At 39.4% G+C, this 18,946-nt stretch carries 20 protein-coding genes; all 20 read right to left on the bottom strand.

The features are described from left to right. Positions 1-128: 128 nt before the first annotated feature. Positions 129-1,583, bottom strand: a complete 1,455-nt coding sequence (locus QE450_RS06185; RefSeq protein WP_273615829.1) for a nicotinate phosphoribosyltransferase — start codon at positions 1,581-1,583, stop codon at positions 129-131. A 91-nt stretch (positions 1,584-1,674) separates the two neighbouring features. Continuing rightward, positions 1,675-2,217, bottom strand: a complete 543-nt coding sequence (locus QE450_RS06180; RefSeq protein ID WP_301261314.1) for a cysteine hydrolase family protein — start codon at positions 2,215-2,217, stop codon at positions 1,675-1,677. A 48-nt stretch (positions 2,218-2,265) separates the two neighbouring features. Further along, positions 2,266-3,039 (bottom strand): NUDIX domain-containing protein, encoded by a 774-nt coding sequence (locus tag QE450_RS06175; protein ID WP_204824509.1) that lies wholly within the window; start codon positions 3,037-3,039, stop codon positions 2,266-2,268. Between the two features lie 71 nt (positions 3,040-3,110). Beyond that, a complete protein-coding gene (locus QE450_RS06170; protein ID WP_273615827.1) occupies positions 3,111-3,509 on the bottom strand; it encodes a PaaI family thioesterase in 399 nt (132 codons plus the stop codon). Positions 3,510-3,539: 30 nt separating this feature from the next. Then, positions 3,540-4,580, bottom strand: a complete 1,041-nt coding sequence (locus QE450_RS06165; RefSeq protein ID WP_307297824.1) for a GNAT family N-acetyltransferase — start codon at positions 4,578-4,580, stop codon at positions 3,540-3,542. Positions 4,581-4,712: 132 nt separating this feature from the next. After that, positions 4,713-5,096 (bottom strand): YlbF/YmcA family competence regulator, encoded by a 384-nt coding sequence (locus QE450_RS06160; RefSeq protein WP_307297821.1) that lies wholly within the window; start codon positions 5,094-5,096, stop codon positions 4,713-4,715. Continuing rightward, positions 5,041-5,175, bottom strand: a complete 135-nt coding sequence (locus QE450_RS06155; protein WP_307297820.1) for a hypothetical protein — start codon at positions 5,173-5,175, stop codon at positions 5,041-5,043. Before QE450_RS06155 ends, QE450_RS06160 begins: the two co-directional genes overlap by 56 nt. Before the next feature lie 32 nt (positions 5,176-5,207). Beyond that, on the bottom strand, positions 5,208-6,758 hold the full coding sequence (gene miaB, locus QE450_RS06150; protein ID WP_273615825.1) for a tRNA (N6-isopentenyl adenosine(37)-C2)-methylthiotransferase MiaB: 1,551 nt from the start codon (positions 6,756-6,758) through the stop codon (positions 5,208-5,210). 169 nt (positions 6,759-6,927) lie between these two features. Continuing rightward, on the bottom strand, positions 6,928-7,665 hold the full coding sequence (locus QE450_RS06145) for a L,D-transpeptidase family protein (RefSeq protein WP_307297816.1): 738 nt from the start codon (positions 7,663-7,665) through the stop codon (positions 6,928-6,930). A 112-nt stretch (positions 7,666-7,777) separates the two neighbouring features. After that, positions 7,778-8,350, bottom strand: coding sequence for a phosphate propanoyltransferase (gene pduL / locus QE450_RS06140; RefSeq protein WP_273615823.1), 573 nt, complete (start codon positions 8,348-8,350; stop codon positions 7,778-7,780). Positions 8,351-8,628: 278 nt separating this feature from the next. Further along, the gene (locus tag QE450_RS06135; protein WP_017813748.1) at positions 8,629-8,889 is read right to left on the bottom strand and encodes a stage V sporulation protein S; all 261 of its coding nucleotides are present in this window, start codon (positions 8,887-8,889) and stop codon (positions 8,629-8,631) included. A gap of 156 nt (positions 8,890-9,045) precedes the next feature. Next, entirely contained in the window at positions 9,046-9,840 is a 795-nt protein-coding gene (locus QE450_RS06130) for a TIGR00282 family metallophosphoesterase (RefSeq protein WP_273616286.1), read from the bottom strand. A gap of 65 nt (positions 9,841-9,905) precedes the next feature. Then, the gene (rny, locus tag QE450_RS06125; RefSeq protein WP_069327318.1) at positions 9,906-11,447 is read right to left on the bottom strand and encodes a ribonuclease Y; all 1,542 of its coding nucleotides are present in this window, start codon (positions 11,445-11,447) and stop codon (positions 9,906-9,908) included. A gap of 366 nt (positions 11,448-11,813) precedes the next feature. After that, on the bottom strand, positions 11,814-12,575 hold the full coding sequence (locus QE450_RS06120) for a regulatory protein RecX (protein ID WP_273615822.1): 762 nt from the start codon (positions 12,573-12,575) through the stop codon (positions 11,814-11,816). A gap of 143 nt (positions 12,576-12,718) precedes the next feature. Next, the gene (gene recA / locus QE450_RS06115; RefSeq protein WP_273616285.1) at positions 12,719-13,786 is read right to left on the bottom strand and encodes a recombinase RecA; all 1,068 of its coding nucleotides are present in this window, start codon (positions 13,784-13,786) and stop codon (positions 12,719-12,721) included. A gap of 320 nt (positions 13,787-14,106) precedes the next feature. Beyond that, entirely contained in the window at positions 14,107-15,375 is a 1,269-nt protein-coding gene (locus tag QE450_RS06110; protein WP_307297808.1) for a competence/damage-inducible protein A, read from the bottom strand. Between the two features lie 165 nt (positions 15,376-15,540). Continuing rightward, entirely contained in the window at positions 15,541-16,128 is a 588-nt protein-coding gene (gene pgsA, locus QE450_RS06105; RefSeq protein ID WP_274170290.1) for a CDP-diacylglycerol--glycerol-3-phosphate 3-phosphatidyltransferase, read from the bottom strand. A 128-nt stretch (positions 16,129-16,256) separates the two neighbouring features. After that, complete coding sequence (locus QE450_RS06100) at positions 16,257-16,745, bottom strand: YajQ family cyclic di-GMP-binding protein (protein WP_204824518.1); 489 nt, start codon at positions 16,743-16,745, stop codon at positions 16,257-16,259. 126 nt (positions 16,746-16,871) lie between these two features. Beyond that, positions 16,872-17,936, bottom strand: coding sequence for a helix-turn-helix domain-containing protein (locus tag QE450_RS06095; protein ID WP_273615819.1), 1,065 nt, complete (start codon positions 17,934-17,936; stop codon positions 16,872-16,874). A 37-nt stretch (positions 17,937-17,973) separates the two neighbouring features. After that, on the bottom strand, positions 17,974-18,741 hold the full coding sequence (locus QE450_RS06090) for a DUF3388 domain-containing protein (protein WP_069327324.1): 768 nt from the start codon (positions 18,739-18,741) through the stop codon (positions 17,974-17,976). Positions 18,742-18,946 lie beyond the last annotated feature (205 nt).

Below are 18,946 nucleotides of genomic sequence, written 5' to 3'. Positions count from 1 at the left end.
GATTATAATGATTAACGTATAATAAGGCAGCGATAAATTGTACAGTATACGAACAACACTCTCCTATGTATATAACCAAAAAACCTACCTTTAGCAAAAGGCAGGTCTGGTATAGGATTGAATATGAATTACAATTCTTCTTCTGGTAAATATTGCGCAAGTAATTTCTGCTTCATTTCCCAAGCTTTCACACTTACATTTACACGATAAATCTCAGGATTTAATTTACGCAAATATTCAGGCCAGAATTCATCCAATTGACTCACATGATAAGCGCGAATCTCTTCCAAATTAGGCATCGTATACACTTGCTTGCCTTCGATAAAAATAGGTTCTAACATCGGAACAGCTTTGTAATCTGATACATATTTACGGATATATGGATGTGCCGGGTTAAATAATTTAAGACGCTTGCCTTCGAGCGGATCTTTCTCATCAGGGAAACAGATATAATCAGCGATCGCTTTACCGTTGGTTGGATTAATAATCCGGTATACTTCTTTGGTGCCCGGTGTAGATACTTTTTCAGGATTAGCTGAGATTTTGATCGTTGGTACCATTTCACCATCAATCTCACATTCGACTAATTTGTATACTCCACCTAGAGAAGGTTGATCGGATGCTGTTATCAACTGTGTACCTACGCCCCATGTATCGATACGTGCTCCTTGAGCTTTTAGATCGAGAATCGTATTTTCATCCAGATCATTAGAAGCAACGATTTTGACATACGATAATCCGGCATCGTCCAGCATTTTGCGCGCTTGAATCGATAAGTAAGCAAGGTCACCACTATCCAGACGAATAGCGATCATCTTTTTACCACGAGCTTCCAAGTCTTTAGCTGTTTTGATCGCATGAGGAACACCGCTACCTAATGTATCAAAGGTATCGACTAGCAATGTTACTCCGTCTGGCATCGCATTGGCATAACGATCAAACGCTTCTTGTTCATTGCCAAAGCTCTGTACCCATGCATGAGCATGTGTGCCTTTGGTTGGAATGCCAAATCTTGCTCCTGCTAACATATTGGATGTTGCATGAAAGCCTGCGATATAGGCTGCTCTGGCTCCCCAGATCGCCGCATCTGCTTCTTGAGCGCGTCTTGTACCAAACTCCAATAGAATATCGTTACCGCCCACCTGCTTAATACGTGAAGCTTTGGTAGCGATTAGGGTCTGATAGTTCATAAAGTTAAGCAAAGCCGTTTCTACCAACTGTGCTTCAATAATCGAACCTTCTACGCGAATCAATGGCTCATCTGCAAAAACAACTGCTCCTTCTTTCATCGAAAACAGATTGCCATGAAAACGGAACTGGCGCAATTCTTCTAAAAACTTAGCGTCATAGTTTTCTTCCTGTTCTGCCAGATAAGCAATATCTTCTTCACGAAAACTCAAGTTGGTTATATAATTCACAATCCGTTCCAGACCTGCAAAAACGGCGTAGCCATTACCAAAAGGAAGTTTGCGGAAATAAGCTTCAAACACTGCTTTCTTATGATGTGTACCATTAATCCAATGAGCATACATCATATTGATCTGATACTTATCTGTATGTAAAGCCAGTCCCATTTCATTCATTACCATGTCACCTCTTCATTGTTGATCATGCAAAAGCAACTCTGCTTGCACGTCTTTCTGCTGCACAAGCAGAATTGTGAATCATTGCACATTAATAGCTATCAATAAGTTCTGCACCCATACTTTGTTCAAAATGACTGATTGCCCATACATGGCCTTCTGGATTAAAACTTGCGATTGCATCCGTATGGATCACTAATTTGAACCCTTTATTATAAGCATCTACCGCTGTATGCAAAACACAAATATCTGTGCATACTCCAATCAGATGCACTTCTGTAATTCCACGTTCACGTAACTTTAATTCAAGATCAGTACCTGCAAAAGCGCTATATCTAGTCTTGTCCATCCATACGATCTGCTGTTGATGATTCGCATACACTTCACTCAGTCCACCATACAATTCTCGACCTGCTGTACCACGAATATTATGTGGTGGAAAAAGATTGGTTTCTGGATGGTAAGCATCATTAGGCTCATGCATATCAACAGCCATCACTACATAATCATCGTTATTAACAAATTTCTCGGTCAACTCCACCATACGCTGTTCAATATCTATCGCAGGTTGTCCTACAGGTAAAGCACCATCTACAAAGTCACGAGTATAATCGATTACAATTAGAGCTTTCATAATATACGCCTCCAGATATCGAAATAACAATAACGACTCAGAATATCTTTACGAATAAATTGAAAGACGTGGTACAAGACCTGTAAAACGATATAATTGTGCAGGACGCTGAGAATACTGATTAGAACTTAACAAGTTCCCTTCTTCATCGTGAACCTCTTCAATAATCCCTTTGCGACTACGAGTTGATGTAATTTTACGAATAAAATTCGGTTCTTCAAAATCAGGCACAACTGCTTTGATCACCTGATACAATTCACTTAATGTAAATTCTGGCGGTAAAAACTTTTTAGCGATGACTGTACTAAGCATCTGTTCTTGAATCCGCATATATGCATCACGAATAATATCATGATGATCAAATCCAAGTTCTAGCTTTTCCAGTGCTTCTTCAATCGTAAATAGACCTACTTCTTCTGCATCGTCAGCCGCCTGCCGTTTCTCTAACACCTGCTCTTCTACTAAAGCAAAAAACGCATGAGAGATAATCCAACCACGAGGATCACGCCCTGGTTCACTATAGACACCGAGATACTCCAGATGGCGACCATCTACTCCTGTTTCTTCTTTGAGCTCACGTTGTGCTGCTTCAAATAACGATTCATCGTCGTGTGAAAATCCACCAGGCAACGCCCATTTCCCGGCAAAAGGCCATGAGCGGCGACGAATCAACATTACTTTCAATTCACGTAAAGGTAATGTTTTGGTAAAAGTCTTCCGCTCTTTTTTAGTCAAAGTAAACATAACAATATCGGCTGGTGCGCCATCGGGCGTACGATACTTTTTGACATCATACGAATGCTGTTTGCTGTTATCCGTCATCGTTATCACCACTGTTCATTTTATCTATTTGATAATATCATTATGAATGATTCTCTCAAATAGGTCAATCTTTATTTGCGAGTTGCTATAAATGTTGCAGTTGAGATAGCTCCTATTGTTCCTTCTGCGTTAGATACTTCTGCTTGCAAAGTCACTGTTCTACCAGCGAGATGAAGTATACGAGCTGTCGCAAACAGTTCGCCTTCTTTCATCGATTCTACAAAATGAGTGTTCATATTTGTGGTTACACAAGGTTGTCCATCTTGAATCGCCATCGACAACATCCCCATCACTTGATCCATCATCGACATCTGTACACCACCATGCACAATATGCATATGATTTAAATGTTGAGGTGTCGCTGTAAGCCCGATCGTAATATAATCCTGTTCACTTGCAATAAGACGGCAACCTAGTAGTCCCCAGTATAATTGTTCGCTTTTTTTTAATATTTCATCCCAATGTGTCAAAAAAATGCTCCTCCTGTTCAAAACGGCTTGTTACAATAACAATCCCATTTGTATCAAATCTACATAGCGCTGTTCAACCACTAATGCGTTTTTTTGAATCCCTTCAATCCGAAAACCCAATGAACGATATAAATGTAAAGCGCGTTCATTATTACCTTGCACATTCAATTCAAGACGGTGCAAATGACGATCTTGCGCCCAGTAAATCATTGTCTGAAATAACCGTCGTCCTATACCACGATTTGCATACTCTTGCAGTACACCTACAACAATATATACACTATGGCGATTACGTGCAACTTTGCCACCAATCGCTTCCAAATATCCAATAATCTGACCTTCGTGTTCAGCTAGAAAAATATTAGAATTAGCACTACGCAGTGCATAACGAATCATATCCCGTTGTTCTGCTTCATTCAAATTCCGCTCACCAGGCTCAAGCAACATAAAGGTAGTCTGCTCGTCTAATTTCTGCTTCATCCGAATCAAAGCACCAGAATCTCGAATCTGAGCAATTCGTACAGAGACAACCATCGCCAAATAAGGTTCTTTGCTATAAGGATACATATAAGATAGAGAGTTAGAATCGCCCCAACTCTTTTGCAAAATAATTTGATCCCGACATACAATACCATTTTCAATAATAGGATGTTCATAATGAGTAGTGAAATGATCATGTTCTATTCTTATGATGCGAAACCCATGTTTTTGATAAAAGGCAAGTGCGCCCAGACTGGAATTACCTGTAGCTACTGTAATAACGTTAGCTTTGAATTGCTTGAGTTGCTCTAATACTTCGTCCAATAACTTACTGCCTATACCTTGCCCTTCATAACCCTCTTCGACTGCGATATTCATAATTTCCCATTCTTGTGCTGTACGTTGAAGCACTCCACAGACTCCTACTATATGATTCGCTATCTCTGCTGTCCACCAACGACAATATGCTTTGTAACGCTGTATCGCTTCTAGATCAGGATCAGCAAGCATTAATAATGCAATAGGTATACATTCGTGATTGGATTGAGTACGGATTAACACAGAATCATAACCATAATTAGAAGATTCCATGACCATTCACTTCTTTCTGCATGTAGAGTCAACAATATGAAATCATATGGCAGGTACCTATAGAGATAGCCCATAGAGTTCTACAAAAATCAAAAAAGACGCGGCTATATGCTCCGCGTCTTTGGATTTGTTCTAGTCATTGCAGGACGATGGAGGTGAATCCTTACCGCTCTCTACATTGATTTTCTCAGAAACGGTATCATGAATAACTGAAATAACCATTTGTAACATGTCGTTAATTTCAACCTGACTTTCTTGATAATCCGATACTAATGGAATATCATCCAGTTCTTGTTGTAAGGCTGTTAATTCGCCTTCAATTCTAGCAATCATTTTTTCGTTTTTCATCGATTCAAAAGCAACAACTTCTTTTTGCTTTTTCTTAATCGTACGAATTAATTCTTCGATTCGTGGATGAGATTGAATCATTTTTTCTGCTCTTTTGAAATGATCCACTTCTTCACTTTCTGAGATCAGCGCAGCCAATTGCATTGGTTTTTGCCATAATATCTTCACGAATAAAAAGACCCTGTGTATTTAATTCAAGTGGTGCTCCGCCTGTCGTTGATTCAACATTGCGATCATGATGCTCCATCGACAATCCTCCGTTTACTTGCTCAAATTTAATTAATAGGCTACAGCAGGTTCAGCAACCAGTTCGCCTTTGATATAAAACGTTTTGTAATCGGTAATCTGTACGTGTACGAATTGACCGATCAAGTCTGCTGATCCTTCAAAATGAACTAATTTGTTAGAACGCGTGCGTCCTGCCAAAACCGTTGAATTGTTTTTACTTTCACCTTCAACCAGTACTTCAACCACTTGACCTAAGAATTTTTCACTACCGATTAAGCTGTAGTCTTTAATCGTTTGGTTCAAGCGTTGCAATCGTTCTTTTTTCACTTCCATCGGTACATTGTCTTCCATCACAGCCGCCGGTGTGCCTTCACGTGGTGAATAGATAAATGTATATGCCGAATCAAATCCAACTTCACGTACAAGTGATAATGTTTCTTCAAATTGCTCGTCTGTTTCGCCAGGGAAACCTACGATAATATCGGTAGTCAGTACAGCATTCGGAATAGATGCTTTGATTCTACCTACCAGATCCAAATACAACTCGCGTGTATATTTACGACTCATTTTTTTCAATACAGCACTGCTACCTGATTGTACAGGCAAGTGAATATGTTCTACCAGATTACCACCTTTAGCCAATACTTCGATCAGACGATCATCGAAATCTCTTGGATGCGATGTGGTGAAGCGAACACGCGGGATATCAATTTTGGAGATATCATCCATCAAATCTCCAAATGTATAGTTCATACCTGTCAAGTCTTTGCCATAAGCATTAACATTTTGACCTAGTAGTGTAATTTCTTTAAATCCTTGACGCGCTAATTCACGCACTTCAGCAATCACATCTTGCGGAAGACGACTGCGTTCTTTACCACGTGTAAAAGGCACGATGCAATACGTACAGAATTTATCGCATCCATACATAATATTTACCCAACCACGCATACCCTGCCGCTTTTTCGGTAAATTTTCGACGATATCTCCTTCTTTGGACCAGACCTCGACGACCATTTCTTTACTGAATAGCGATTCTTGAATCAAATAAGGCAGACGGTGAATATTATGTGTACCAAAGATCATATCGACAAAACCATGCTTTTGCATAATACGATTAACGACGCCTTCTTCTTGAGACATGCAACCGCATACGCCTAATAATAGGCCTGGCTTTTCAAGTTTTAATGTTTTGAGATGACCCAATTCACCAAATACTCGATCTTCTGCATTTTCGCGAATAGCGCACGTATTTAACAAAATAATATCTGCTTCTTCACGACTTTCTGTGGCTTGATAGCCCATCTGTTCTAACATACCTTTGATCGTCTCAGAATCATGCTCATTCATCTGACAACCAAATGTATAGACAAGATAATGCTTGCCTATCCCAACAGTACGTAGTTCTTCTGGAATACTTTCCTCATAGACAACTTGCACATCTTGTTTACCACGTTTCTTTTCTTCACGTTGATTCGGTTCAGATATAATATGGATTTCCCGACCTCGGATACGAATTTTTTTGCCGTTTTCATCTTCTGAAATCACTTTAGCATCCGAAAAATCAAAGTACTTGGAATAATCCTTAATTTCTTTTGACATGCTGCCACTCCCCACTGTAAGCATCATTCTAAAGTTTCTGTATGCCTCTTCCAACATCTTAAAAAAGCATTACTGCTAATTATATCATGCTTACTCTATTATAAAAAGCTGTCAAATCGTACCTGTTCCACCAGTACAATGGTTCATGTTCTTAGTTACTTAACAAGATTTAACGAGCATTTACTGTACCGATACGAATCTTAGGTGATTTGGCAGGATCAATTGCTTTTAATACTTTTAACAAATTGGCTTCTGATAAAGCGATACACCCATCTGTCGGTTGGGTGGAACTTCTCCATTTGTGTACAAAAATCGCACTGCCTTTACCTTTTACAATTGGATTGATATTGTACTTAACCACCATTCCATATTTATAAAGAGGATTATTCATTTTCTCATAAGATGCCCAGCGTTGGTTGGGGTCGCCCGATTCTGTCACTTTCTGATTATAATCACTAGAATTCACATCATCGACCCAGTAATCTTGAGCGGTGTATTGTTCATAATCTACTTGTAACCCTGTAGGCTTAGATGCTGTGCCAAACGCTGTTCCTAATGAATATGTACCGATTGGTGTTTTACCATCACCTTCTTTGGTTTTGCCCAGTCCATGCTTACCCAAGACCACAGGTAATGCCGATAATTGCAATGTCCATTGTCCATTTTGTTTGGTATATACCTGAAGTCTGCCTTTAAATGTATTGTTGTGCGCAGCGGTAACGAGAACCACCTGTTCTGTATGCAATTGATCAAATGTCCGAAAAAGATTTTGCTGATACGCATCTTGTTGAGCGCTAGGCAGATTGGATGCTGCTATACTTACCGATGTGATTGTATTCGTGATAGCACTTAATGTATACAAAATGATCGCTAACGATATCCATTTGCCTATACTTTTACATGACATCTATATTCCTCCATCGTACATTTGATTTTAATAAGGAATGTACCATAAAAAACATAAACAAAAAAGCCTATTTCTATAAAGCGAAATAGGCTTTTGGTATATCTATTTATGATTAATCGATAATTTCAGCAGTGTCGCCAGTCGCAGCACCGGAAGCATTTGCTTCATCTGTATCAATGTGCATATCCAAAGCGAAAGAATCGGATACACGTGCAATGACGTTTTCAAGAACAAGACCACGTTCACCAGACAAACGCACTTTTAACAACTCTTGATCTTTAATTCCCCATTTTTCTGCATCAGAAGTATGGAAATGAATATGACGTGCAGCTACAATCACGCCTTCTTCGATTTGCACTTCACCAGCTGGTCCTTTTAGAAGTACACCCGGTGTACCATCGATTTTACCAGACTCACGAACAGGAGCTTTCACACCAATAGCGAAAGAATCCGTACGAGAGATTTCCAATTGTGTTGCTGGACGAGCAGGTCCCAAAATACGAACTTTTTCAAACGTTCCTTTGCTTCCTACTACAGCAACCGTTTCATTAGCAGCAAATTGTCCTGGTTGGGACAACGGTTTGAATTCTGTTAATTGGTAACCTTCACCAAATAATACTTCGATATGTTCTTGGGTTAGATGAATATGACGTGCTGACACGCCTACAGGTACGATTTTACTCATGTAATCACTCACTCCTCTATTATTCTCTATTTCATTTGCACTTTGTAACAAAACGCACATACTCGTACATTTGCAAAATGCATGCTACTTTATTATACATCTTTTGTACCAAAAATGAAAAGCAACTCAGCAAAAAGACCTCCAAGCTTATAAAACAAGCTTACAGGTCCCAAGTATGCAAACAAATGACCACTTTCACCATCATCTCTGTTGCAAGAGGTATACACTATGATCGTTAGGACTATAGGTATCTACTTACGTTCAGGATAGCAGCAGTATTATCTAGGTTCTACAATCAATTTCATGGCGGTTCTGTCTTCTCCATCAATCACAATGTCCGTAAAGGCTGGAATACAAATCAGGTCAACTCCACTTGGTGCTACGAATCCCCGGGCAATAGCTACTGCTTTAATCGCTTGATTAAGGGCACCTGCTCCAATGGCTTGAAGTTCAGCGGCACCTCTTTCACGCAATACACCTGCCAATGCTCCTGCTACAGAATTCGGGTTGGATTTTGCTGAAACTTTTAATACTTCCATGATAAGTACCTCCCCTGGGAATGAATGATGGCTTGATTCCATGATTAGTAGATAATATTCGACAACATCTCTACTGTTCCTGCTGAATTAAATCAAAAATCGATTATTTTCAGAGAAAATTTATAAAGATTTTAAACATCCTGCTTCTACTTGAAACTATTCCATATGCCATTCATCTTCATACATGCGAATCTTTTCGATCTTTTTCGCTCTACCGGTCTGATCGTCTATATCCACATACACAGCATGAAAATGCCATTTGCCTTCACAAACTTGAAAACGTGCTGGCAACTGTGTCTGAAATTTATATAATACCGCATCACGCTGCATACCGAGTACGCCTTCATACGAGCCTACCATCCCTGTATCGGTCAGATAAGCTGTTCCGCCGGGTAGTAAGGTATCGTCATTACTTTGTACATGAGTGTGTGTACCAACGACCATAGAAGCTCTACCATCCAAATGCCATCCCATAGCAATCTTCTCAGAAGTGGCTTCTGCATGGAAATCAACTAATACGCAATTTACTTTCCCTTTAAGCTCATCCATAATCTCATCGACTTTGCGAAAAGGACAATCGATCGCTGGTAAAAAGGTACGACCCTGTAGATTAACAATACCTAACTGCTTACCGCCAGCTTTGATAATCGTATATCCACGACCAGGTGTACCTGGAGGAAAGTTAGCGGGACGAATCATACGAGGTTCATCATCTATAAATTCAAAAATCTCTTTGTTGTCCCATGTATGGTTACCCATCGTTATACCATGTACACCCATTTCAAAAAGTTGACGTGCAATCCCTCGTGTAATTCCTCGACCTGAAGCAGAATTTTCGGCATTCGCTATGATGATGTCCGGGGTATACTTTGATTTTAACCGAGGTAGCGTCTCTTTAATCGCTTTACGACCTGTACTTCCTACAATATCTCCAATAAAAATAACTTTAATGATAATTCCTCCGTCCACGAAGAGAAAAAGTGACCTGATTGCCAGGTCACTTTTCGCATCGTTCTTTATTTTGCGTAATCGACTGCTCTCGTTTCACGGATTACAGTGACTTTGATATGTCCTGGATAATCCAGTTCATTTTCGATCATTTTGGTAATATCACGTGCCAAACGGAAACTATCTGCATCATCCACTTTATCCGGTTGAACCATAACACGAATTTCGCGTCCGGCTTGAATAGCATAAGATTTCTCTACGCCTTCAAAGGATTCAGAGATTTCTTCTAGTTTCTCCAGACGACGGATATACGTTTCTAATGTTTCACGACGTGCGCCTGGTCTTGCGGCAGACAATGCATCTGCTGCACCAACAAGCATCGCTATAATAGAAGTGGCTTCCGTATCGCCATGGTGAGACGCAATACTGTTAATAACGACTGGATGTTCTTTGTATTTCTTAGCCAACTCTACGCCAATCTCTACATGAGAACCTTCCACTTCGTGATCTAGTGCTTTACCGATATCATGCAGTAAGCCTGCACGTTTCGCTAATGTGATATCTTGTCCCAATTCGGAAGCCATTAGGCCGGTAAGGTAAGCCACTTCCATGGAGTGCTTGAGTACGTTTTGACCGTAACTGGTACGGAATTTGAGACGACCCAAAATTTTGATAAGATCTGGATGAAGTCCATGTACGCCAACTTCAAATGTAGATTGCTCACCGTATTCACGGATACGCTCATCCACTTCGCGGCGTGCTTTATCCACCATTTCTTCAATTCTTGCAGGATGTATACGTCCATCTGCTACCAGTTTTTCAAGAGCTGTACGGGCAATTTCACGGCGAATCGGGTCAAATCCAGAAAGGATAACAGCTTCCGGTGTATCATCGATAATTAAATCGATACCTGTAAGTGTCTCCAATGCACGAATATTACGACCTTCACGACCGATAATTCTGCCTTTCATTTCTTCATTAGGCAAGGTGACAACAGAGACGGTAGTCTCGGCTACATGATCAGCAGCACAACGTTGAATAGCAAGAGTAATAATCTCACGAGAACGTTTGTCTGCTTCATTTTTCGCCTGTTGTTCAATATCCTTGATCATTTGTGATGTTTCGTGGCGAACTTCCTGCTCCACGTTGCTCAAAATGATACCACGAGCATCTTCCATCGACAGATTAGAAATTCGTTCGAGTTCCGCAACCTGACTGGTGTGAAGTTGTTCGATTTGTTGCTGAGTCTCTTCAATACGTTTCTCTTTGTTAGCCACTTGTTCTTCTTTGCGTTCTAATGATTCAATTTTTTTATCCAGCGACTCTTCCTTCTGCAACAATCGTCTTTCCAGGCGTTGATTTTCATTACGACGCTCACGAATGTCTTTTTCAGCTTCAGTTCTGAGTTTGTGCACTTCGTCTTTTGCTTCCAGAACTGTTTCTTTCTTTTGTGCTTCTGCTTCTTTCTTCGCACTTTCTACGATTTGGATAGCAGCTTGTTCAGCACTAGAAATTTTAGCTTCTGCAAGAGACTTGCGAATAAAATATCCGACCAAGAACCCAAAGAATAATGCGGCAACAACGAGAATTGTGGTCCAGAGAACTTCCATTCTGTTCACCTCCTCGCTGATTCCTCCAAGGTATTCCCTGGGAATTACATGTTCATTGGTTAATCGATGATTCGTCCCTTATGCATTTGTTTCATTGCTCATGCGGGTACATGTGCTAATTCCCTGTTCATAGGGAGATCAAACATTCTAAAATTCTTCAGAAATGCCTTGCTACAGAATCCATGATCACCTTCATCTTATCACCTGCCGGGAAAAGATGACGTAAAAATGACAATCTGCACAAGTACATTTTATTATTTGCCAAAAGACATTGTCAAGCAATTGCCGTAACCGTATTTATAGATGTCAAGTTTGTTACCCCAAATAAAGCGGTTATTCTGTTTTATTATATTTGGATTTTGGCGGTTATTCCCAATCATCTTCTGGTTTTTGTTGAACAGCTTCCAATGCTTTCCTTACAATATCCGAAGAATATCCTCTTCTCATTAAAAAAGCCATTGTTTTTCTTTTTTTATCAAAAACTTCTCCCGAAGTGGATTTCCATTTTTTTTCTGCCAATATAGTAGCACTGGCTATCTCATCATCTGGATCGATATCTTCCAAAGCTTGCTCAATATTTTCTTTATTTACACCTTTTTGGCGTAATTCTTGTCTGATCCATACTTTACCTTTTTTCTGACTTTTGACTCTCTGCTTCGCCCACTGTTGAGCATATAACTCATCATCGATCAATTTCTCTTGTTGTAATCGAACTAGAGTCGTTTCGATAATTTCAGGATGGATTTCTTTTTCTTTAAGTTTGCGTGCAATCTCGGTACGAGTTCTTGCTTTACGGCTTAAATAATTTAAAGATTCTGCATATGCTGTTTGACGTTCATTCGCAATAACAATATTTTCTAGTTCTTCTTTAGAAAAAGACATCCCTTTTAACAGCCTATATTTGATCATAACATCTTCATGTACCATAAGAGCCAATTCCCCGAAAGATAACTTGTAATGATGCCTAGGCTTACGTAGAGGGGTTACAGCCGTAATCTCTACTTCACCTTCCTCGGGAAACCCATCTAAGCGTTCTCCTTCATCTGCATAGATATCCCATTCTTCATCGCCCTCAGGTTCAGATGTAGTATTTGATGTTTTTTTGGAATAACGACGATAATCAGCCATAATTGTTTCCTTTCGTCTATCTATATTTTAAATCAGTGTATAGTGCTCATATGAATCTCTTATTAAATATAAATAAAAAACGCCCTGAACGTATTTCACGTCCTGGGCGCTACAGGATTTAAGCTTGAAGCATCTTAAAGTTATTATTCAGTTGCTTTAGAGAATAATTCTTGCTCTTCAAGACTCTCTTTTTCTTTTTCTTCAGCAGATGGTTCTTCAACCACTGTTGTTAAATTGCTAGATACACGAATTTTTTGCTCGATGATATCTGCAATATGCGGATTTTCTTTTAAGAATTGTTTAGAGTTCTCGCGACCTTGACCCATACGTTCACCTTCGTAAGAGTACCAAGCACCACTTTTATTTACAATATCGTGTTCTACACCGATATCGATCAAGCTACCTTCTTTAGAGATACCTTCTCCGTACATGATATCTACTTCAGCTTGTTTGAATGGAGGAGCAACTTTGTTTTTAACAACTTTGATACGTGTACGGTTACCAACAACATCGTTACCGTTTTTGATTGCTTCTATACGACGTACGTCTAAACGTACAGTGGAGTAGAATTTAAGCGCACGACCACCTGGAGTTGTTTCAGGGTTACCAAACATAACTCCAACTTTTTCACGAAGCTGATTGATAAAGATTGTGATTGTTTTGGATTTGCTAATTGCACCAGACAATTTACGCAAAGCTTGAGACATCAAACGCGCTTGCAAACCAACGTGAGAATCTCCCATTTCGCCTTCGATCTCTGCTTTTGGTACCAATGCTGCTACAGAATCGACAACGATAATATCAACAGCACCACTACGTACAAGTGCTTCAGCGATTTCTAGACCTTGCTCACCTGTATCTGGTTGAGAAAGTAGTAATTCATCAATGTTAACGCCTAAGTTTTTAGCATATTGAGGATCTAGAGCATGCTCTGCATCGATAAATGCTGCTTGTCCTCCAGCTTTTTGAACTTCTGCAATTGCATGAAGCGCTACAGTTGTTTTACCAGAAGATTCTGGTCCGTATATTTCGATAATACGTCCTCTTGGCATACCGCCTGTACCCAAAGCAATATCTAATGCAATAGATCCACTAGGAATAACTTCAACTTGCATATGAGTGGATTCTCCAAGTTTCATAACTGAACCTTTACCGAATTGCTTCTCTATTTGACGAAGCGCCATATCTAACGCTGCACGACGATCTGACAATAAACTCACGTCCCTCTTCTTCTTATTTATACTCTAATTATACTACTTTTTTTCTCATTTGCCAAGCTTTTTTCGAACATATATTCGTGTTTTTGATATGAAATCCATATTATATTACATTTATTGGTAATAAATCAGGATTTCATTTTTTTACGTAACTTTTTTACTTTTTGGGGTGTAAACATAAAAAAACCGCAACAAATAAATTTGCTGCGGTTCTTCCGTCTGCGCTTATTTTAACATAGTAGAACTATACATTGCAACATATGCTTGGCATGATAAGACGTCTGTCACACACGTCTGTACGCATTTTGTTACTGTTATAAAGATTCCTTCTGAAGTTCACTTAAACGAAGCCACAAACGGTATAGAATACTTTTGGCAGCGCGAACACGAATCGACTCACGATTGCCACGTATATTTAATTCAAATACCTGTGTAGGTTGATTCCGTTCTGCGAGTCCAATATAGACCAATCCCACAGGTTTGCGTTCTGAAGATCCTGGGCCAGCCACACCGGTAATCGAAACAGCAAAATCAGTATCTAATATCTTTCTTGCTTCATCGGCTAATACTTCGGCTACTTCCGGGCTTACTGCTCCTGGAGCTTCTTCGCCTTCTAACAATTCACGAGGTACATTTAACATTTTTTCTTTCATTTCGTTGGAATAGCAGACGATTCCACCAAGAAATACATTTCCACTTCCCGGAATAGCAGTTAGATTCTGCATCAATAGACCACCTGTGCAACTTTCTGCTGCTGTGAGTGTCAATTTCATACCTGTCATCATCAGCAAAATCTGTTCTTCGATTCCGATATCTTGATCAGCATACATATGGTCAGGCAAACGTTCCCGAATTTGAGATTCCATCTGTTTGAGTTTGACCATGGCTTCTTTTTCTGTAGCGGCTTTGGTTGTCAAACGAATCGTGACTTCGGCTTCTTTGGCATATGGAGCAATTGTAGGATCACTTTGATCGTTAATCAGATCAATCAATGCTTCCTCCAATGCAGATTCACCAATACCAGCAAATTTAAGCATTTTCGAATAAATAGGATGCTCATCTGTTAATACATGTTCTAACAACCATGGTTTTGCTTCATTTTCAAACATAGGCTGTAACTCTTTTGGTGGGCCTGGTAGAACAATATAATATTTTTCTTTATCTTCAATTGCTATACCGACAGCAAGCCCTGTGGAATTTGCCAATACATGGCTATTCTCAATAACCAGTGCTTGACGACGATTATTTTCAGTCATCGTAATATTTCTACCTTCAAAAAAGCTTGCGACTTTTTCCATAGAAGCAGGATCTATATAAATAGATCTGCCTAGCACTTCAGCTAATGCATCTTTGGTTAAATCATCTTGTGTTGGTCCGATGCCGCCTGAAAATAAAATAACATCTGCACGACTACTGGCAAGCTCAATCGCTTGTTTGAGTCGATTTAAGTTATCCCCTACTACAGTCTGATAATATACATCTATTCCTATATAGGATAATTGTTGAGATAAATATCTGGCATTCGTATTCGTAATTTGACCTAGTAATAGTTCTGTACCTACTGCGATAATTTCTGCTTTCATTACAAGTGCCTCCTCGTTATTAGGGTTGCTCTGTGATGTAAGTACTTAAAAAATAAACCAATCATACGTATGGCAAAAGGAAAAGGCAATAGAGAGAACCCTATTGCCACTTACGCTGCATTACTTGTTATATCACCTATTTGCTGTTAAACAGAAACAGGTAGTTTATTCGGAAAAATGAATAACCGATTTATTTTTGACAAAATAATCAATCCCTGAATAGATGGTAATCAACGTAGCTATCCAGATCATAATTTCTGCAAATGGAATACCTAGTAGAGCAAATGGAAAATTGTTAATCATCAAAGCAGAAATCGCAATAATTTGTGTAATCGTTTTGGCTTTGCCCCAATTGCTAGCAGCCATTACTTTACCATCTAATAAAGCGATCTGACGAAGTCCTGTGACTGCAAATTCGCGACTGATAATAACTACAACCATCCATGCTTCACATTTACCCAGTGCAACCAAAGAGATCAAAGCGGCAGATACTAATAATTTATCAGCCAAAGGATCAAGTAATTTGCCTAGATTCGTTACCAAGTTACGACTACGGGCAATATGTCCGTCAATTCCATCTGTACTGGCTGCAATAATAAAAATTAATGCTGCAATCAGATCGTTATAACTGACCTCAAAAGATGCTCCAATTTTTAAAAGCCCTTCTCCAAACGAAAAATTAACGAGCAGGAACAACATCATCACTGGTACTAAGAAAATACGTGTAAGCGTTATGCGATTAGGTAAATTCATTGTGTATCCTCCTTGCTGTATCTATTGTCCACAGCGAACCAATGATATGTAATTGCTCCCGCCTGCATCTTTTGTTTCATACTTTTACTGCCTCCATCAATTCTATAGCAAATAGGATAATACCGTGTTTATTTCATATTGGTGAATTGAAGATCCACAGTAAGGTCAGCTTTGCGAAGCAATTGAATCACTGCTTGCAAATCATCTCTATTCTTTCCGGTAACCCGAATCTGATCGCCTTGAATCTGACTTTTTACTTTCAGCTTCGCATCGCGAATCAATGTATTGATTTTTTTGGAGTTTTCTTGATCGATGCCTTGTTTTAATTTGAGTCGTTGACGTACTGTTCCCATCGAAGCAGACTCTATTGTTCCATATTCTATATTTTTGATCGGCAATCCTCTTTTGATCATTTTAGATTGCAAAATATCGATCAAAGCACCCAACTTATAATCGTCATCCGAAACAACAACTAATGTTTCTTTTTCCAAAGTTAGACTACTTTTGCTTCCTTTAAAATCAAAACGGCTCGCTAATTCTTTCTCCGTTTGAGTAATAGCATTGGTCATTTCTTGCATATCCATTTTGGATACGATATCGAATGAACTATCTGCCATGTGATCTCCCCCTTTTAGATAAAATTATAGAATATATGTTGTTACAAGTCTAATGGCACAAAAAGGACATCCTTAATCTGCTGTCTTATGGCAGCTTGAAGGTATGTCCTTTTGTGTGACTGACCATTAATTTCCGCTTGTCTCTGTAGAAGTTGATTCGTCAGTAGTTCCATCTGTAGAAGAATCTGTAGATGTGCTTGTAGAATCAGTACTACTATCTGTAGCAGCTTCTTTTACTAATTTTAGAACAATACGTGAAGTTGCTTTACCATCTGTGATTGGTTGTCCATTGATTGTAATATCAGTCGCTGGAGAATTACCAGATTTGATATATAATCCTGTATCACCTAGATCATAAGAAAGGTCTTGTCCACTTTCCGTATTATTGAAAAATAAACGTTCTCCACTAGAATCTGCTGATTTGTATACTTCAAGCCAACTTTGACCTGTTGCTTTGATACTTACTTTAAGCGGTGTTGTACCTGTGTAATTCACATTAAAAATAGTATTTCTTCCTTCTTTACCTGCTTGTGTAACGACAGGTTGTGATGCTGTATCTGTAGGCGGTGTTGTAGAATCTGTTGCTTCTTCATCCGTCCCAGTTGCATCAGGTGTTGATTGTTCTTGCTCTGTACCTGCTCCAGTAGGTGGTGTTGTCGTTGTACTTTCTGGAGTCGTTGTTGTGCTTTCAGGTGTTGTAGTCGCTGGCGGTGTAGTGGTGGTCGTTGGCTTCGTTGTTGTTTCTTGTTGCTGTTGACCTTTGTTATTACTTGCCACTTCAGGAGCGCCATTATCGTTACGTACTACAAAAATATAGACCAACACGACAATTAACAATGGGAATATCCACATTAATGTGGTTGATAACCATTTGCCGCTTCGTCCTCCTGATGAAGATGTTCTTCTTGCCGCTCGCCTTTGTTGCACTACCGGTTCCATCACTGCTTCTGTTTCGGTCTCTGGAACATCGTCTTGATGCTCTTGTAACAACTCGTCCGCACTAAGACCTACCGCTTCCGCATACGTTTTAATAAATGCACGTACATAAAAACTGCCTGGAAGCACCTTAAAATCTCCTGCTTCAATTGCTTCCAAATAGCGTTTACGTATTTTGGTCATTTCTTGCACATCATCAAGTGATAAACCTTTCGCAAGGCGGGCATCCCTTAACTGCCGACCTAGATCTGACATACTATTACCTCCTGCTTAGAATGTTTTTTGACTTTTTTTATATATCATCCGCATAACTTTCCGTGAATGTATCATAGACGATCTCTTCTCCCGGATTGTTGCGCAATTCAATAATAATGTTGAAATCACTGTATTCATAATCAGATTCCCGCACAAAAATATCGGGATGTTCGATCACTTTGGTACTTGGCATCGCCATAATATCTTGAAGCAATTGATGGTGACGTTCATTGGAACGAATCGTACTGACAATCCCATCGATAATAAAGATGTTGTTTGGATTGTTTTCCTCTTCCGATAATTGGCTTCGTACAGTTTGTCTTAGCAATGTCGAGGATACAAATGTCCAGCGTTTCATCGCACATACGCTACCTGCAATAATCGATTCTGTTTTACCAACACGAGGCATTCCGCGTAAACCGATAATTTGATTGCCTTCACGTTTGAAGATTTCACCTAAGAAATCAACCAGTAAGCCCAATTCATCTCTTGTAAAACGGAATGTTTTTTTGTCATCCGAATCACGCTCAATATAGCGTCCATGACGTACCGCTAAAATATCAACAAGCTTGGGTTGACGCAAAGCCGTCACTGTAATATTGCTAACTTTGGCAAGCATATCACCAAGTAGACGAATCTTCTCATCATCATCCGTCTCTAATAGCATACCACGTGTCTTACCCTCTACACCATTAATGGTCAAAATGTTAACATTCAGCATACCTAATAAAGACGCTACATCTCCCAATAGACCAGGACGATTTTTATGTATCCTGTATTCCAAATACCACTGTTTTAGTTCCACGTTCACCTCTAACCTTTCTATCGCATGAATACTTTCTAGCCCGAATCCTATGTCGATGGATCACACATTTATTTTTATAACGGCACTGCTATATAGTCATCAAAGCAGATAGTCTATACCAACTCCGACCCTTTTCTGCTATTCAATGCAAAGTCATTAACACGTTAATGATATATAAAATAAAATAGAAAGGCAAGAAGCAGAC

The sequence above is a fragment of the Paenibacillus sp. SORGH_AS_0306 genome (genome assembly GCF_030819345.1).
Taxonomy (GTDB): domain Bacteria; phylum Bacillota; class Bacilli; order Paenibacillales; family Paenibacillaceae; genus Saccharibacillus; species Saccharibacillus kyungheensis.
The sequence above is the reverse complement of the archived record's forward strand: the minus strand, read 5'-3'. Positions and strand labels throughout refer to the sequence as shown.

What these genes read in the sequence shown, in the direction of transcription:
- QE450_RS06185 (WP_273615829.1), bottom strand. Translation starts at nt 1,583, where the DNA reads ATGAATGAAATGGGACTGGCTTTACATACAGATAAGTATCAGATCAAT.
- QE450_RS06145 (WP_307297816.1), bottom strand. Translation starts at nt 7,665, where the DNA reads ATGTCATGTAAAAGTATAGGCAAATGGATATCGTTAGCGATCATTTTG.
- QE450_RS06100 (WP_204824518.1), bottom strand. Translation starts at nt 16,745, where the DNA reads ATGGCAGATAGTTCATTCGATATCGTATCCAAAATGGATATGCAAGAA.
- pduL (WP_273615823.1), bottom strand. Translation starts at nt 8,350, where the DNA reads ATGAGTAAAATCGTACCTGTAGGCGTGTCAGCACGTCATATTCATCTA.
- QE450_RS06110 (WP_307297808.1), bottom strand. Translation starts at nt 15,375, where the DNA reads ATGAAAGCAGAAATTATCGCAGTAGGTACAGAACTATTACTAGGTCAA.
- QE450_RS06120 (WP_273615822.1), bottom strand. Translation starts at nt 12,575, where the DNA reads ATGGCTGATTATCGTCGTTATTCCAAAAAAACATCAAATACTACATCT.
- QE450_RS06180 (WP_301261314.1), bottom strand. Translation starts at nt 2,217, where the DNA reads ATGAAAGCTCTAATTGTAATCGATTATACTCGTGACTTTGTAGATGGT.
- QE450_RS06135 (WP_017813748.1), bottom strand. Translation starts at nt 8,889, where the DNA reads ATGGAAGTATTAAAAGTTTCAGCAAAATCCAACCCGAATTCTGTAGCA.
- QE450_RS06095 (WP_273615819.1), bottom strand. Translation starts at nt 17,936, where the DNA reads ATGTCAGATCTAGGTCGGCAGTTAAGGGATGCCCGCCTTGCGAAAGGT.
- QE450_RS06175 (WP_204824509.1), bottom strand. Translation starts at nt 3,039, where the DNA reads ATGACGGATAACAGCAAACAGCATTCGTATGATGTCAAAAAGTATCGT.
- rny (WP_069327318.1), bottom strand. Translation starts at nt 11,447, where the DNA reads ATGGAAGTTCTCTGGACCACAATTCTCGTTGTTGCCGCATTATTCTTT.
- QE450_RS06165 (WP_307297824.1), bottom strand. Translation starts at nt 4,580, where the DNA reads ATGGAATCTTCTAATTATGGTTATGATTCTGTGTTAATCCGTACTCAA.
- pgsA (WP_274170290.1), bottom strand. Translation starts at nt 16,128, where the DNA reads ATGAATTTACCTAATCGCATAACGCTTACACGTATTTTCTTAGTACCA.
- QE450_RS06155 (WP_307297820.1), bottom strand. Translation starts at nt 5,175, where the DNA reads ATGGAGCATCATGATCGCAATGTTGAATCAACGACAGGCGGAGCACCA.
- miaB (WP_273615825.1), bottom strand. Translation starts at nt 6,758, where the DNA reads ATGTCAAAAGAAATTAAGGATTATTCCAAGTACTTTGATTTTTCGGAT.